This window comes from Streptomyces sp. CB09001, assembly GCF_003369795.1.
Taxonomy (GTDB): domain Bacteria; phylum Actinomycetota; class Actinomycetes; order Streptomycetales; family Streptomycetaceae; genus Streptomyces.
This window is the reverse complement of sequence record NZ_CP026730.1, coordinates 3,059,990-3,074,874: the sequence shown is the minus strand read 5'-3', so window position 1 is coordinate 3,074,874 and position 14,885 is coordinate 3,059,990. Positions and strand designations below refer to the sequence as shown.

General features: G+C 72.6%; 14 protein-coding genes. 11 read left to right on the top strand and 3 right to left on the bottom strand.

Going from position 1 to position 14,885, the window contains the following annotated elements:
- The first annotated feature begins 27 nt into the window (after positions 1–27).
- From C4J65_RS13970 to ilvD, 3 genes are all read left to right on the top strand, one after another.
- Positions 28–888 (top strand): sugar phosphate isomerase/epimerase, encoded by an 861-nt coding sequence (locus C4J65_RS13970; RefSeq protein WP_115742718.1) that lies wholly within the window; start codon positions 28–30, stop codon positions 886–888.
- Positions 885–1,541, top strand: coding sequence for a TetR family transcriptional regulator (locus C4J65_RS13965; protein ID WP_115742717.1), 657 nt, complete (start codon positions 885–887; stop codon positions 1,539–1,541). The genes C4J65_RS13970 and C4J65_RS13965 overlap by 4 nt, the downstream gene beginning before the upstream one ends.
- A gap of 121 nt (positions 1,542–1,662) precedes the next feature.
- Positions 1,663–3,516, top strand: coding sequence for a dihydroxy-acid dehydratase (gene ilvD / locus C4J65_RS13960; protein ID WP_115742716.1), 1,854 nt, complete (start codon positions 1,663–1,665; stop codon positions 3,514–3,516).
- Positions 3,517–3,544: 28 nt separating this feature from the next.
- Here the strand turns inward: ilvD and C4J65_RS13955 are convergent, their stop codons facing one another.
- Positions 3,545–5,728 carry a serine/threonine-protein kinase gene (locus C4J65_RS13955; protein WP_115742715.1) on the bottom strand — a complete coding sequence of 728 codons (2,184 nt, stop codon included), beginning with the start codon at positions 5,726–5,728 and terminating at the stop codon, positions 3,545–3,547.
- A gap of 185 nt (positions 5,729–5,913) precedes the next feature.
- On the opposite strand from C4J65_RS13955, the gene C4J65_RS13950 reads away from it, so the two are divergent.
- The 7 genes from C4J65_RS13950 (at position 5,914) to proC (ending at position 11,613) form a co-directional block, all read left to right on the top strand.
- Complete coding sequence (locus tag C4J65_RS13950; protein ID WP_162833181.1) at positions 5,914–6,243, top strand: SH3 domain-containing protein; 330 nt, start codon at positions 5,914–5,916, stop codon at positions 6,241–6,243.
- A gap of 150 nt (positions 6,244–6,393) precedes the next feature.
- Complete coding sequence (locus C4J65_RS13945) at positions 6,394–7,044, top strand: DUF4232 domain-containing protein (protein ID WP_115742713.1); 651 nt, start codon at positions 6,394–6,396, stop codon at positions 7,042–7,044.
- Positions 7,045–7,085: 41 nt separating this feature from the next.
- Positions 7,086–7,589 carry an EamA/RhaT family transporter gene (locus C4J65_RS13940; RefSeq protein ID WP_115742712.1) on the top strand — a complete coding sequence of 168 codons (504 nt, stop codon included), beginning with the start codon at positions 7,086–7,088 and terminating at the stop codon, positions 7,587–7,589.
- Positions 7,590–7,723: 134 nt separating this feature from the next.
- The gene (locus tag C4J65_RS13935; protein ID WP_115742711.1) at positions 7,724–8,506 is read left to right on the top strand and encodes a class I SAM-dependent methyltransferase; all 783 of its coding nucleotides are present in this window, start codon (positions 7,724–7,726) and stop codon (positions 8,504–8,506) included.
- Positions 8,507–8,936: 430 nt separating this feature from the next.
- Entirely contained in the window at positions 8,937–9,767 is an 831-nt protein-coding gene (locus C4J65_RS13930; protein ID WP_115742710.1) for an ABC transporter ATP-binding protein, read from the top strand.
- Positions 9,764–10,564, top strand: a complete 801-nt coding sequence (locus tag C4J65_RS13925; protein ID WP_115742709.1) for an ABC transporter permease — start codon at positions 9,764–9,766, stop codon at positions 10,562–10,564. Before C4J65_RS13930 ends, C4J65_RS13925 begins: the two co-directional genes overlap by 4 nt.
- A gap of 236 nt (positions 10,565–10,800) precedes the next feature.
- Complete coding sequence (proC, locus tag C4J65_RS13920) at positions 10,801–11,613, top strand: pyrroline-5-carboxylate reductase (RefSeq protein WP_162833576.1); 813 nt, start codon at positions 10,801–10,803, stop codon at positions 11,611–11,613.
- A 57-nt stretch (positions 11,614–11,670) separates the two neighbouring features.
- On the opposite strand, the gene C4J65_RS13915 is transcribed toward proC, so the two are convergent.
- Complete coding sequence (locus tag C4J65_RS13915) at positions 11,671–12,252, bottom strand: cysteine hydrolase family protein (RefSeq protein WP_115742707.1); 582 nt, start codon at positions 12,250–12,252, stop codon at positions 11,671–11,673.
- Between the two features lie 74 nt (positions 12,253–12,326).
- On the opposite strand from C4J65_RS13915, the gene C4J65_RS13910 reads away from it, so the two are divergent.
- Complete coding sequence (locus tag C4J65_RS13910) at positions 12,327–13,367, top strand: helix-turn-helix domain-containing protein (RefSeq protein ID WP_115742706.1); 1,041 nt, start codon at positions 12,327–12,329, stop codon at positions 13,365–13,367.
- Here C4J65_RS13910 and trpS read toward each other — a convergent pair.
- Positions 13,322–14,332, bottom strand: a complete 1,011-nt coding sequence (gene trpS / locus C4J65_RS13905; protein ID WP_115742705.1) for a tryptophan--tRNA ligase — start codon at positions 14,330–14,332, stop codon at positions 13,322–13,324. The two genes, C4J65_RS13910 and trpS, sit on opposite strands and share 46 nt — an antisense overlap.
- Positions 14,333–14,885: the final 553 nt, after the last annotated feature.

The following is a 14,885-nucleotide window of genomic DNA, read 5'->3' as shown; positions in this document are numbered from 1 at the left end:
CCATGCCCACCCCGTAACCTGACCCCCGTGGCAAAACCAAGCGACGCCGTCCGCATCCAGGACACGAAGGTCGCCCTGTCGACGGCCTCCGTCTACCCGGAGTCGACGGCGACGGCCTTCGAGATCGCCGCCCGCCTCGGTTACGACGGCGTGGAGGTGATGGTCTGGACGGATCCGGTCAGCCAGGACATCGAGGCGCTGCGCAGGCTCAGCGACTACCACCGCATGCCGATACTCGCCGTGCACGCACCGTGTCTGCTCATCACCCAGCGCGTCTGGTCCACCGACCCCTGGGTCAAGCTCCAGCGCGCCCGCGCCGCCGCCGAGAAGCTCGGCGCGTCCGCCGTCGTCGTGCACCCCCCGTTCCGCTGGCAGCGCCAGTACGCGCGGGACTTCGTCGACGGCATCTGGCGGATGGCCGACGAGACGGACGTCCGCTTCGCCGTCGAGAACATGTACCCCTGGCGCTACCGAGACCGCGAGATGCAGGCCTACGCCCCCGACTGGGACGTGACGAAGGACGACTACCGGCACTTCACGATCGACCTCAGCCACGCCGCGACCTCCCGCACCGACACCCTCGACATGATCGACCGCATGAGCGACCGGCTCGGTCACGTCCACCTGGCCGACGGCAAGGGCTCCGCCAAGGACGAGCACCTCGTCCCCGGCCGCGGCAGCCAGCCCTGCGCGGCGGTGCTGGAGCGCCTGGCGCACACCGGCTTCGACGGCCACGTCGTCATCGAGGTCAACACCAGGCGCGCGATGTCCGGCGCCGAACGTGAGGCCGATCTCGCCGAGGCCCTGGCCTTCACCCGCCTGCACCTGGCCCAGACCGTGTCCCCGGCACCGGGGACCGCACACGCGGCGCGGACGGACCACCGGTGAGCGACGGCGCCAACGGGAACGGGAACGGGGTCAACGGGAGCGGCGCCAATGGGGGCGGGGCCACCCGCCGCCGCGGCCGCCCGCCGCGTACGGAGTCCGGGGCCACCCGCGACCGCATCCTCACCACGGCCCGCGAGGAGTTCTCCGAGCGCGGCTACGAGAAGACGTCCGTGCGCGGCATCGCCAAGACCGCGGGCGTGGACCCCGCGCTGGTGCACCACTACTTCGGCACCAAGGAGCAGGTCTTCGCGGCGGCCATCGAGGTCGCCTTCGCGCCCGCCATGGACGCCCCCGAGGCGATCGCCGACGGCCCCCTGGACGGGGTCGGCGAGCGTCTGACCCGCTTCATCTTCGGAGTCTGGGAGAACCCCGCCACCCGCACCCCCCTGCTGGCCATCCTCCGCTCGGCCGTGAACAACGAGACCGCCGCCACCGTCTTCCGCCGGCTGATCGCCGCCCAGCTGCTGCACCGGGTCGCCGCCCAGCTGAACGTCCCGGACGCGGAACTGCGCGTCGAGCTGGCGGCGGCGCAGCTGGTGGGGTGCGCGATGCTCCGCTACGTGATCAGGGTGGAGCCGCTGGCCTCGGCCGACCCGGAGCAGCTCGTCGCCCGCCTGGCACCGGTCGTACAGGGCCACCTCACCGGCCCCTGAGGCCACCCGCCGACGGCGTACGGCGAGACATGCGTCCCGCATTCCGGACACCCCGTCCCGACCCCTGGATGACCGGCGTACGCTCGACGGCAGTCATAACTCTCCGAAGGAGCGAGCGACGATGCCCGAACTGAGGTCCCGCACAGTCACCCACGGCCGCAACATGGCGGGCGCCCGCGCCCTTATGCGTGCCTCCGGTGTACCCGGCGCGGACATCGGGCGGAAGCCGATCATCGCCGTCGCCAACAGCTTCACGGAGTTCGTGCCGGGCCACACGCACCTGGCACCGGTCGGCCGGATCGTCAGCGAGGCGGTCACCGCGGCCGGCGGCATCCCGCGCGAGTTCAACACGATCGCCGTCGACGACGGCATCGCGATGGGCCACGGCGGCATGCTCTACAGCCTCCCCTCCCGCGACCTGATCGCGGACAGCGTGGAGTACATGGTCGAGGCCCACTGCGCCGACGCCCTGATCTGCATCTCCAACTGCGACAAGATCACCCCGGGCATGCTCAACGCGGCGCTCCGCCTGAACATCCCGACGGTCTTCGTCTCCGGCGGCCCGATGGAGTCCGGCCGCGCCACCCTGGTCGACGGCACGGTCCGCACCCTGGACCTGGTCGACGCGATGTCGGAGGCGGTCAACGACAAGATCTCCGACGCGGACATCCTCCGCATCGAGGAGAACGCCTGTCCGACCTGCGGCTCCTGCTCCGGCATGTTCACCGCCAACTCGATGAACTGCCTGACCGAGGCCATCGGCCTCTCCCTCCCCGGCAACGGCTCGGTCCTGGCCACCCACACCGCCCGCAAGGCGCTCTACGAGAACGCCGCCCGCACGGTCCTGGACCTGACCCGCCGCTACTACGAGCAGGACGACGACTCGGTCCTGCCCCGCAACATCGCCACCCCCGCCGCCTTCGGCAACGCCATGGCGCTGGACATCGCCATGGGCGGCTCCACCAACACGATCCTGCACCTGCTGGCCGCCGCCCAGGAGGCCGAGGTCTCCTACGGCCTCGCCGAGATGGACGCCCTCTCCCGCAGCGTCCCGTGCCTCGCCAAGGTCGCGCCGAACGTCGCCAAGGACCGCACGTACTACATGGAGGACGTGCACCGCGCCGGCGGCATCCCCGCCCTCCTCGGCGAACTGCACCGCGGCGGCCTGCTCAACGAGGACGTGCACTCCGTGCACAGCCCGTCCCTGGCCGACTGGCTGAAGACCTGGGACGTGCGCGGCGGCTCCCCCTCCCCGGAGGCGGTCGAGCTGTGGCACGCGGCCCCCGGCTGCGTCCGCTCCGCCGAGGCCTTCTCCCAGTCCGAGCGCTGGGACTCCCTGGACGAGGACGCCGAGGGCGGCTGCATCCGCTCCGTCGAGCACGCCTACTCCAAGGACGGCGGCCTCGCGGTCCTGCGCGGCAACCTCGCCGTGGACGGCAGCGTGGTGAAGACGGCCGGCGTCGACGAGTCCATCTGGACCTTCGAGGGCCCGGCGGTCGTCTGCGAGTCGCAGGAGGAGGCCGTCCAGAAGATCCTCACCCAGCAGGTCGAGGAGGGCGACGTCGTCGTCATCCGCTACGAGGGCCCCAAGGGCGGCCCCGGCATGCAGGAGATGCTCTACCCCACCTCGTACCTGAAGGGCCGCGGCCTCGGAAAGGCCTGTGCCCTGGTCACCGACGGCCGCTTCTCCGGCGGCACCTCGGGCCTGTCCATCGGCCACGCCTCCCCGGAGGCGGCGGCCGGCGGCACCATCGCGCTGGTCGAGGACGGCGACCGCATCCGCATCGACATCCCGAACCGCTCGATCGAGCTGCTGGTGGACGACGCCGAGCTGACCCGCCGCGAGCAGGCACTGAACGGCGTGTACGCCCCGAAGAACCGGGACCGCAAGGTCTCCGCGGCCCTCAAGGCGTACGCCGCGATGGCCACCAGCGCGGACAAGGGCGCGGTGCGCGACGTCAGCAAGCTGGGCTGAGGCCCACCGGCGGACCCGGGGCGGCGGCCTACCAGGCCCCCGGGTCCCGCCCCGCCACTCCGAACACCGTTCCGTCGGGCGCCCCGGCGTACACGTGCCCGCCCGCGAGCAGCGGCGCGGGCAGTGACGCGGGCACCGTGTCGGAGTCGGCGCCGAGCCGGGGCCGGGTCTGCCCGAGGAGTCTGCCCTCGCGCGCGTCGATGCCCAGGAGCCGCCCGTCGGGCGCGGTGACGTACACGTGCCGCCCGTCGGAGACCGGCACCGAGCCCCGGCTCACGCCCGTCTCCAGCCGCCACGCCTGCTTCCCCGCCGCCATGTCGACGGCGACCAGCGACCCGCCGGCGCCCATGAGGTACACGGTGTCCCCGTGCACCCCGGCCTCCGGGTGCTCGACCGGAATGGGCAGCGTCACCCGGCGGGTCGCCCCGGTGGCGGGCGTGTGGCGGACCACGTTCCCGACGCCCCCCGGCTCCCCGTCCACGACGAGGAACAGGGACCCGTCCGCCGCTGCCACCGGCGTCAGCGTCCCCGCCAGCTCCGTGTCCCAGCGCACGTCCCCGCTCGCCGGGTCCACCGCGGTGACACGGGTCCGCAGCCCGTCCGCGCTCTGGCTCGTCGCGTACGCCGCGGGATTCCGCTCCCCGGCGAACGAGGTGAAGTACGGCGCCGCCTGCCCGGGGATCCGGTGCGTCCATTTCGTCCGCCCCGAGGCGCTGTCCACGCCGGTGACCGTCCCGTCGGCGCGAGTGAGCAGCAGCATGTCGCCGACGGTACGCAGCCCCTCGTACGCGGGCATGTCCTCCTGCCACCCCGGCTCGCCCGTCGCGGGGTCGAGCGCCTCCAGCGGGCGCCCCAGCAGGCCGATCTCGGGCTGCACGAGCCCGCCCGACACGACCGGCGGCTCGTCCCGCACGGTCTCCTCGACGGGGTGCCGCCACAGCGTGCTCCCGTCGGCCGGATCGAGGGCGAAGACCACGCCGGGCCGCGCGCACAGCAGCCGTCGCGCCGCGTACGAGCACTGCGGCATCCCGTAGCCCTTCGCCGCGGGTACCGCCTCCCACGCCCCGAACCCGCCCGGCGCACTCTGCGCGGTGGGCGTGCGCGCGGGCTCGGAACCGCCGAGCGCCTGCACGGCCACGAGGCTCCCGATCAGGGCGACGCCCACCGCCCCGGCGACGAGCGCCGACCGCTTCCCGAGCCGCCGTACGACCCGCCCCGACCGTACGACCCGCCCGGACCGCAGGACCCGCCCCGACCGCCCGGACCGCAGGACGCGTCCGGACGGCTCGGCGGAGGACTGCGGGGCGGGTTCCTCACCGGCGTCCCCCGGGGAGGCGGCCCGCTCCGTCCGCGGTGCCGGTATGAACACCTGCGTGTCGTAGGCCGCCGCGACCGACCGCAGTTCCCGCATCAGCTCGTCCGGCGTCGGCCGGTCCTCGGGCTCCTTGGCGAGACACCGCAGCACCAGCGGCGCGAGCGAGTCCGGTACGCCGGTCAGCTCGGGCTCGTCGTGCACGACCTGGTAGGCGACGACGTAGGGGCTGTCGGAGTCGAAGGGCCCCCGACCGGTCGCCGCGTGCACCATCAGCGAACCGAGGGTGAAGACGTCGGCCGCGGGCCCCACCTCCCGGGGCCGCCGGAACTGCTCGGGCGCCATGTACGGCGGCGTGCCGATCAACTTCCCCGTCTCGGTGCGCAGTTCGCTGTCCTTTGGCCGGGAGATGCCGAAGTCGATGACCTTCGGACCGTCCTCGGCGAGCAGGACGTTGCTCGGCTTCAGGTCGCGGTGCACGACGCCGACCCGGTGGATGTCGCGCAGTGCCTCGGCGAGTCCGGCCATCAGCCGCCGCAACTGGGGCTCGTCCATCGGCCCGTTCCGCTTCACCTGTTCCGAGAGCGTGGGACCGGGGATGAACAGCGTCGCCATCCAGGGGCGCCCGGCCTCCGGATCGGCGTCCACGACCGGCGCCGTGAAGGCCCCGCTCACCCGCCGGGCCGCCGCCACCTCCTGCCGGAAACGCCCCCTGAACTCGGGGTCCCTGGCATACGTCGCATGGACGACCTTGACCGCGACGCGCATCCCGGAGGTGCTGCGAGCCAGGTGCACGACGCCCATGCCGCCCGAGCCGAGGCGGGACTCCAGCCGGTAGTGGCCGGCGTACTCCGGAAGTTCCGCTTCCGCGTCCGCTCCGGCATCCCGCTGCGGCGCCATGGAACCACCCCCGTGCTGTTCGTTCGCGCGAGCGATGCTCGGAGCCTAGTCGATGGGGCCTACGGGACAGAGGCGGCCTGCCGACTCGCGTGTGCGAGTTGCGAACTGGCGTTTCATGGCTTGTTCTTGGGGTATCAACGGTGCCCCGCGAAAGTCGTGGGGTGTTCAACGGGGGGAGTTCCTTCATGTCTGTCGACCAGGTACGGAACATCGGCGGCGGGGGAGAGGGAGAAGAGACAGAGGGCGAGGGAGTCGTCGCGGCGGCGGCCCGGCGCTCCTACCCGGTCGCGCCGGGCTACCGCCTGAACGTGCGCAGCGGCCCGGGCACCAACTACTCCGTGGTGCGGGTCCTGGCCGAGGGCTCCAGCGTCGCGATCAACTGCCAGCGCACGGGGCAGTGGGTCTCCGGCCCCTACGGCACCTCGAACATCTGGGACAGCATCGGCAGCGGTCAGTACGTCTCCGACGCGTACATCCTCACCGGCAGCGACGGTTGGGTGGCCCCGCGCTGCTGACCTTGTAACAGGGATGTCCTGGGAACGTACTAGGAGGTTGCCGAGGGGAACGGCGTGCCGGGGCGAGCGGCTCTTGGTGGTCAGAAACGCCCGCACGCACCGATGGGTACGGGCGGACCGGCACGCCAACCGATCCCGAGGTAGACAACGATGCGCGTTCGCAAGCTGACCATCGCCGCCATGGCCCTCGCCGCCGGTCTCTCACTCACGGCCTGCCAGAACGACGACGACGGCACGGACCAGAGCACCGCTCCGCCGGCCGCCTCCACCGCGGCGTCCTCGGACGGCGGCTCGGGATCGGCGGGCTCGGACTCCGCGGCGGAGTCCTCCAACGGGACCGGCGGCAGCGGGGGGACCGGCGGCACCGGCGAGGACGGCAAGGCCGCCAAGTGCACCACCGACGAGTTGGAGATCACGGCGATCGACGCCACCGTCGGCGGCGACACCGAGGGGACCGTCGCGGTCGACCTGAAGAACGGCGGCGGCCGGGACTGCTCCCTCGCGGGCTACGCGGGCGTCGACCTGAAGACGGACTCCGGCACCGTGTCCGCCGAGCGCACGGGCGAGCCGGCCCCGTCGGCCGTCCTCAAGGACGGGGAGCGGACCACCTTCGGCATCACCTACCCGGTCAACGACTCGGGCGGCTCCGGCGTCCGCATCACCGGCCTGGTGGTGACCCCGCCCAACGAGACGAAGTCGGTCACCCTCGACTGGCCGGGCGGTGCCTCGCTGCCCGTCACGGACGGCTCCGGCACCCCGGTGCGGGTCGGCCCGCTCGGCAGCGCCGGCCAGGGCGGCTGACCGCACCGCACGCCCCGAAGGGTGCGCGCCATAATCGACCCGTGAGCGCAGAGAACGGCAAGAACGGCAGCCCGGACACCCCCGCGGGCCCCCGCCCCGAACCCCTCCGGTTCTACGGCACGACCTGGGTGCACCACGACGACGGCTACGCCGCCCGCCGGGCGGGCCTCGCCGTGGGCTCCCTGGCCCTGGCGGCCGCCGCCTGCTTCGTGCTCCGCGTCGCCTACCAGGGCCTGCAGATCGCCGACATCGGCAGCTTCGTCTCGCTGCTGATGATCGTGATGTTCGCGATCTGCAGCGCCCTGGCCTTCCGCCACACCTGGTCCGGCTTCACCAGCCGCCCCGACCCCGACCGCCAGGCCTCCATGCGCGGCCTGCTCGCCATCGGCTTCGTCGGCTCCCTCCTCGCGTACTTCTTCCGCACCTTCACCGAGGCGCCGGGCGAGAAACTGCACCGCGCGGAGTACGACAGGGCCCGCGAGGAGTACGAGAAGCGCACCACCCGCCGCTCGGGCAACCCGATGAAGAAGCGCCGCCGAAAGTAGCGGACCGACGGGCCGACGGGCCGGCGGACCGCCGAAAGTAGCGGGCCGACGGGCCGAACGGCTGACGGGCCGACCGGAACCGAGAGCCCGGAGGCCCCCTTCGCCCCGCCGGTCCACCGGTCCACCATGGCCGTATGACGACACCTCCGCGGGCCGGCCACAGCGCCCGGGCCCGTTCCTTCAACGCGGCCGCGGCCCAGTACGCCGCCAACCGCCCGTCCTACCCGCCCGCCCTCTTCGACGCGCTGGAGGAGCTGACCGGCCGCCCCCTCAAGGGCTCCCGCGTCGTCGACGTCGGCGCCGGTACGGGCCTGGCCACCGCCCGCCTGCACGAACGCGGCGCCGACGTCATCGCCGTGGAACCCGGCGCCGGCATGGCCACCGAGTTCCGCCGTACTCTCCCCGGCGTCCCCGTGGTCCGCGGCAACGGCAACGCCCTTCCCCTCGCCGACCGCAGCGCCGACCTCCTCACCTACGCCCAGGCGTGGCACTGGACCGACCCGGCCCTGGCGGTTCCGGAGGCGCTGCGCGTGCTGCGTCCGGGCGGCGCGCTGGCGCTGTGGTGGAACACCGACGCCCACGACGTGCCGTGGATCGCGGAGTCGTCGCGGCGCATCGACCGGCACTTCGCGGACCTGAACCTCCCCGCCGAGAAACGCAACCTCGACGCCCGCTTCGCCGACCCCACCGGGAACCTGGACTTCGTCCACCACGAGATCCGCTGGAGCCGCCGCGTCCCCCTCGACACCCACCTGGCCAACCTCGGCAGCCACTCGGTCTTCCTGACCGACACCGAGGAACGCGCCACGGCCTTCTTCACCGAGGAGCGCCGCCACCTGCTGGCCGCCTTCCCCGACGGCCTGGTCGAGGAGACATACGACATCCACCTCCTCCTCGCCCCGACCCCAACAACCTGACCCCCGCACCGACAGACCAGCCCGCCACCCCGCCACCCTCACCGGCCCGCCCCCCTCGTCGGCCTCGCCGCCCCGCCACCCTCGTCGGCCTGGCGGCCTCGTCGGCCCGCCCCCCTCGTCGGCCCGGCGGCCGGTGACCCACTGGCCCGGCGGCGTGGTGTCCCGCTACCCCCGCCGATCCGCCGGGCCCGCGGCCCCGTGGCCCCGCGGCGTGGCGGCGCGGGGGTCTGGCGGCCGCCGCACCGCCAGCCCGCTGCCCCGCTGGCCCGCTGGCCCGCTGGCCCGCTGGCCCGCTGGCCCGCTGTCCCGCTGTCACGACAACGTGATGGCCCTGGCGACCCGCTGCCCCCGCTGCCCCGCCGATCCGCCGGCCCGACGTCCCCCCCGACGGCGCTTGACGCCGCAGGCGCCCAGGAGGAGTATTCATCACATGATGAATTACTCGACGGAGCACTCCTCCCAGCCGCCCGAAGGGCAAGGCGGCGACCCCGCACCACCCGCCGTCCACGCCGAAGAACTCACCGTCGTCCGCGGCCCCCGCACCGTCCTGCGAGGTCTCGGCTTCACCGTCCCGCGCGGCCGGATCACCGGTCTCCTCGGCCCCTCCGGCTGCGGCAAGTCGACGCTGATGCGGGCGATCGTCGGCACCCAGGCCAAGGTCACCGGCACCCTGGACGTCCTCGGCCGCCCGGCCGGCCACCCCGCCCTGCGCACCCGCATCGGCTACGTCACCCAGGCCCCGTCGGTCTTCGACGACCTGACCGTCCGCCAGAACCTGGACTACTTCGCCGAGATCCTCGACCCCGGCCACGCGGCCTCCGACCGCCGCCGCGAGGACGTCACCCGGGTCATCGCCGACGTCGACCTCACCACCCACGCCGACGCCCTGGCCGGCAACCTGTCCGGCGGCCAGCGCAGCCGGGTCTCGCTCGCCGTGGCCCTCCTGGGCGCCCCCGAACTCCTCGTCCTCGACGAACCGACGGTCGGCCTCGACCCGGTACTCCGCCGCGACCTGTGGACCCTCTTCCACTCCATCGCCGCCGACCGCGGCGCCACCCTCCTCGTCTCCTCCCACGTCATGGACGAGGCAGAGCGCTGCCACCGGCTGCTCCTGATGCGCGAGGGCGAGGTCCTCGCCGACGACACCCCCGACGCCCTCCGCACGCGTACCGGCTCCGAGACGGTCGAGGAAGCCTTCCTCCACCTGGTCGACGAGGCGAAGGCCAACGCGGCGGCCCGCACGAAGGAGACCACCCGATGACCACGCCCGCAGCCACCGCGGCCCCCGCACCCGCCCTCACCCCGGCCCCCACCCGCCCCCTGAGCCTCTCCCGCACCACAGCCACCGCGACCCGCGTCCTGCGTCAACTGAGCCACGACCCCCGCACCATCGCGCTCCTGATGCTGATCCCCTGCGTGATGCTCTTCCTGCTGCGCTACGTCTTCGACGGCAGCCCGCGCACCTTCGACAACATCGGCGCCTCACTCCTCGGCATCTTCCCGCTGATCACGATGTTCCTGGTCACGTCCATCGCGACGCTGCGCGAGCGCACCTCGGGCACCCTCGAACGCCTCCTCGCCATGCCCCTCGGCAAAGGCGACCTCATCGCGGGATACGCCCTCGCCTTCGGCGCCCTAGCCATCGTCCAGTCGGCCCTCGCCACCGGCCTGGCGGTCTGGTTCCTGGGCCTGGACGTGACGGGCAGCCCCTGGCTCCTCCTCCTGGTCGCCCTGCTCGACGCCCTCCTGGGCACCGCACTCGGCCTCTTCGTCTCGGCCTTCGCGGCCTCGGAATTCCAGGCGGTCCAGTTCATGCCGGCCGTGATCTTCCCCCAACTCCTCCTCTGCGGCCTCTTCACCCCGCGCGACAACATGCACCCGGCCCTGGAGGCCGTCTCCGACGTCCTGCCGATGTCGTACGCCGTCGACGGCATGAACGAGGTCCTGCGCCACACCGACATGACCGCCACCTTCGTCCGCGACGCCCTGATCGTCGCCGGCTGCGCCCTCCTGGTCCTCGCTCTGGGAGCAGCAACCCTGAAACGCCGAACGGCATAGTCAGCCCGTTGGGGGTCCCCCCTCCGGGGGAGATTGAGGACGAGGCCCGTCCAGGGCCGAAAGCGGGGGTCTGGGCGCGGCAGCCCCCAGGGACGGGACGGGAAGGGGCGGCGGGGGCGAAAACCTGAACCGCACCACCCACCCGCATCCCGCGGACTGGACGCGCGACCCCCACTCGCACACGCGGTGCGAAGATGACCCCGGACGACGCGCACACCCCGGAGGGCACCGAACCCATGACCCAGAAAGTCGCAGTCCTCGGCACCGGCAAGATCGGCGAAGCCCTGCTCAGCGGCATGATCGGAGCCGGCTGGGCCCCCGCCGACCTCCTGGTCACCACCCGCCGCCGGGAACGGGCGGACGAACTCCGCGCCCGCCACGGCGTCACCCCGGTCACCAACGCCGAGGCCGCCAAGACCGCCGACACCCTGATCCTCACGGTCAAGCCGCAGGACATGGGCACCCTCCTCGACGAACTCGCCCCGCACGTCCCGGCCGACCGCCTGGTCATCAGCGGCGCGGCAGGCATCCCCACCTCCTTCTTCGAGGAACGCCTCGCCCCCGGCACCCCGGTCGTCCGGGTCATGACGAACACCCCGGCCCTCGTCGACGAGGCCATGTCCGTCATCTCGGCCGGCACCCACGCGACCGCCGCCCACCTGACCCACACCGAGGAGATCTTCGGCGCCGTCGGCAAGACCCTCCGCGTCCCCGAGTCCCAGCAGGACGCCTGCACCGCCCTCTCCGGCTCGGGACCGGCGTACTTCTTCTACCTGGTCGAGGCCATGACCGACGCCGGCATCCTCCTCGGCCTGCCCCGCGACAAGGCCCACGACCTGATCGTCCAGTCCGCGATCGGCGCGGCGAAGATGCTCCGCGACAGCGGCGAACACCCGGTCAAGCTCCGCGAGAACGTCACGTCCCCCGCCGGCACCACCATCAACGCGATCCGCGAACTGGAGAACCACGGCGTCCGCGCCGCCCTCATCGCCGCCCTCGAAGCCGCCCGCGACCGCAGCCGCGAACTGGCCTCCGGCAGCAAGGACTGACACCGCGACCGACACCGCGAAGGACCGCAGGGCGCTCACCGCGTCACCGCACGCGGGTCAGCACCCGGCCAGCACCTCCTCCGTCGTCACCACCCGCGCGAACCCGCCCCCGTGCAGCGACACCGCCGACGCCCGCGCCAGCTCGTCCGCGCTCTGCCGCCAGCCGAAGGGTCCCTCCAGGTCGAAGGTGTACGTCGCGTCCAACGGGACCACCACCTCGTACCCGAGGTTCCCGCCCATCCGCGCCGTCGTCTCGACACACATGTTCGTCTGGATCCCGGCCAGCACGAGCTGCCGGACACCCGCCGCCCGCAGCCAGGCGCCCAGGTCCGGCGCACCGAGGAACGCCGAGTTGACGCTCTTCGTGACCAGCAGCTCGGCCCCGCCCCCCTTCCCGCGCCGCTGCTCCACGTACTCCTTGAACCCGTTGCCCTCGTACCCCTGCCGCAACGGCGACCCGGCCTTCACCGAGTCGTGCCGTACGAAGACGACCGGCCGCCCGGTCGACTGCCACGCGTCGATGAGCGCGGCGATGCGGTCGTCCGCCCCCGGGTTGTTGCGCGTACCCCAGAAGTCGACCTCCTCGAAGCCCTTCTGCACGTCCACGATCACCAGTGCTGCGTTCTCAGCGATGTCCATGCCCTGATCGTGCCGCCCGGAGAGCAGACGCCCCAGAAGTCCAAAAGCCAGCGATCGATGATTTACTGCCACTCATGGCAGGAGCAGCAGGAGCGGTACGTGCAGTACGAGCAGTACGAGCAGTACGAGCGGCAGCGTCTCCCTACCGCGTGGCCCTCGTCGCCTTCCCCGGCATCCGGGCCTTCGACGTCGCCGTCATCACCGAGGTCTGGGGCACCGACCGCACCGACCGCGGTGCCCCCGCCTTCGACCTGCGCCGCGTCGCCGCCGACGGCACCACCGCCGTCCCGATGCGCGGCGGCCTCGCCCTCCACCCCGACCGTCCCCTCGACTGGCTGACGGAAGCCGACCTCGTCGTCGTCCCCGGTCTCGACGACCACCTCACCCCAGCCCCCGCCCCGGTCCTCGCCGCCCTCCGTCACGTCCACGCCCGCGGCACCACCGTCGCCGCCCTGTGCGGAGGCGCCTTCACCCTCGCCCAGGCCGGGCTGCTCGACGGCCGCCGCGCCATCACGCACTGGCGCCTGCTCGACCTCCTGCGCACCCGTCACCCCCGGGTCACCGTCGTCCCGGACGCGCTCTTCATCGAGGACGACAACATCTGGACCGCCGCCGGCACAGCAGCCGGCATCGACCTCTGCCTCCACCTGGTCCGCCTGGCCCACGGCGCCGAAGCCGCCGCCACCATCGCCCGCTCGATGGTCACCGCACCCTTCCGCACCGGCACCCAGGCCCAGTTCATCGAGCACCCCACCCATGACGCGGACCGCGACGCCGACGCCCTCGCCACCGTCCGCGAACACGCCCTGCGCCACCTCCACGAGCCCCTCACCGTCGCCGACCTGGCCGCCCGCGCCGGCATGTCCCCGCGCTCCTTCGCCCGCCACTTCGCGGCGGCCACCGGCACCACGCCGCTGCGCTGGCTCCTGGACCAGCGCATCGCCGCGGCCCAGAAGCTCCTCGAACGCACCGACCTGCTCATGCCCGAGGTAGCCCGCCGGGCGGGCTTCGGCAGCGAGGTCATGATGCGCCAGCACTTCGCAGCACGCCTCGCCACCAGCCCCCGCGCCTACCGGGCCGCGTTCACCGGGGGCAGCAGCCCGATCGCCCGGTAGGCCGCGTCCACGGACGGCCGTGCCATCGCCCGGGCCTTCTCGGCCCCCTCCCGGAGCACGCCGTCCACGTAGCCGGGATCCGCGGACAGTTCGCTGTGCCGCTCCCGCACGGGCCGCAGCGTCTCGACGACCGCCTCCGCGGTGTCCTTCTTCAGCGCGCCGTACGAGTCGTACCCGTCCGCCAGCTCCGCGGGGTCCCCGCCGGTGCAGGCGGCGAGGATCTCCAGCAGATTGGCGAGCCCGGCCCGCTCCTCCCGGTCGTACACCACGTCACGCCCGCTGTCGGTCACGGCCCGCATGACCTTCTTCCGCACCACGTCCGGCTCGTCCAGCAGATAGACGATCCCCGGCCCGGTGTCGTCGCTCTTCCCCATCTTCGACGCGGGCTCCTGCAGATTCATCACCCGAGCCGCCACCGCCGGACTGGTCGCCCGCGGCACCACGAACGTGTGCCCGTACCGCTGGTTGAACCGGACCGCGAGATCCCGCGCCAGCTCGACATGCTGCGTCTGGTCCTCCCCGACCGGCACCTCGTCCGTCCCGTAGGCCAGGATGTCGGCCGCCATCAGCACGGGATACGTGAGCAACGACAGCCGCACACTCCCGCCCCGGACCCGCTCCCGCGCGGCCTTCTCCTTGTACTGGATCATCCGCCGCATCTCCCCGTCGGTCGCCACGCACTCCAGTACGTACGACAGCCGGGCGTGCTCGTCCACGTGACTCTGCACGAACACGGTGCACAGCTCGGGGTCCAGCCCCGCCGCCAGCAACAGCGACGCCGCCTGCCGGCTGAGTCTGCGCACCCGCGCCGGATCGTGATCCACGGTCAGCGCGTGCAGGTCGACGACGCAGAACAGCGCGTCGGACCGGTGCTGGTCCACCGCGGCCCACCGCCGCATGGCGCCCAGGTAGTTCCCCAGCGTCAGGTGCCCGGTCGGCTTGACCCCACTGAAGACCCGTGTCATCTCTCCACCTCCTGGTCAGGGCCGCCGCCACCCGCCGGCCGCCCCTCCTGGAGGGAGGTACGAGAACGGCCGCCGAAGCGGCGGCCGTCGAGTGCATACGTGTGTACGGCCGCCGTCAGGCGGCCCGCCAGAGCTGGGTACACGTACGCGTCATCACGCACCCCACACTACACGCCCACGGAGGCCGTACGACCCGGGATTTGACACGACCTTCCCACCCTCCTAGTGTTCTCCGAGTTGTCCGACGTGAGCGCCGACCCCGGTCGGTCCCCGGACAGCGATTCCGCAAGTGCCAACCACTCTTCGACGGACAGTCGCGTTGTCGGCGTCGTCGTCCTGTGGGTGCGCGTATTAACGGAATGAGGAATCCACGTTCGAAAGAACGCGGCCCCCCGATTAGCTCGGGAGCCGGGAGTCCGCTAGAGTCTCACCTCGTTGAAACGGCCCAAGGGCCGCGGAGACAACCCCTTCTGACGGGGAATCAGGGCCGAAAGGATCTGATAGAGTCGGAACCGCCGGAAAGGGAAACGCGAAAGCGGGAACCTGGAAAGCA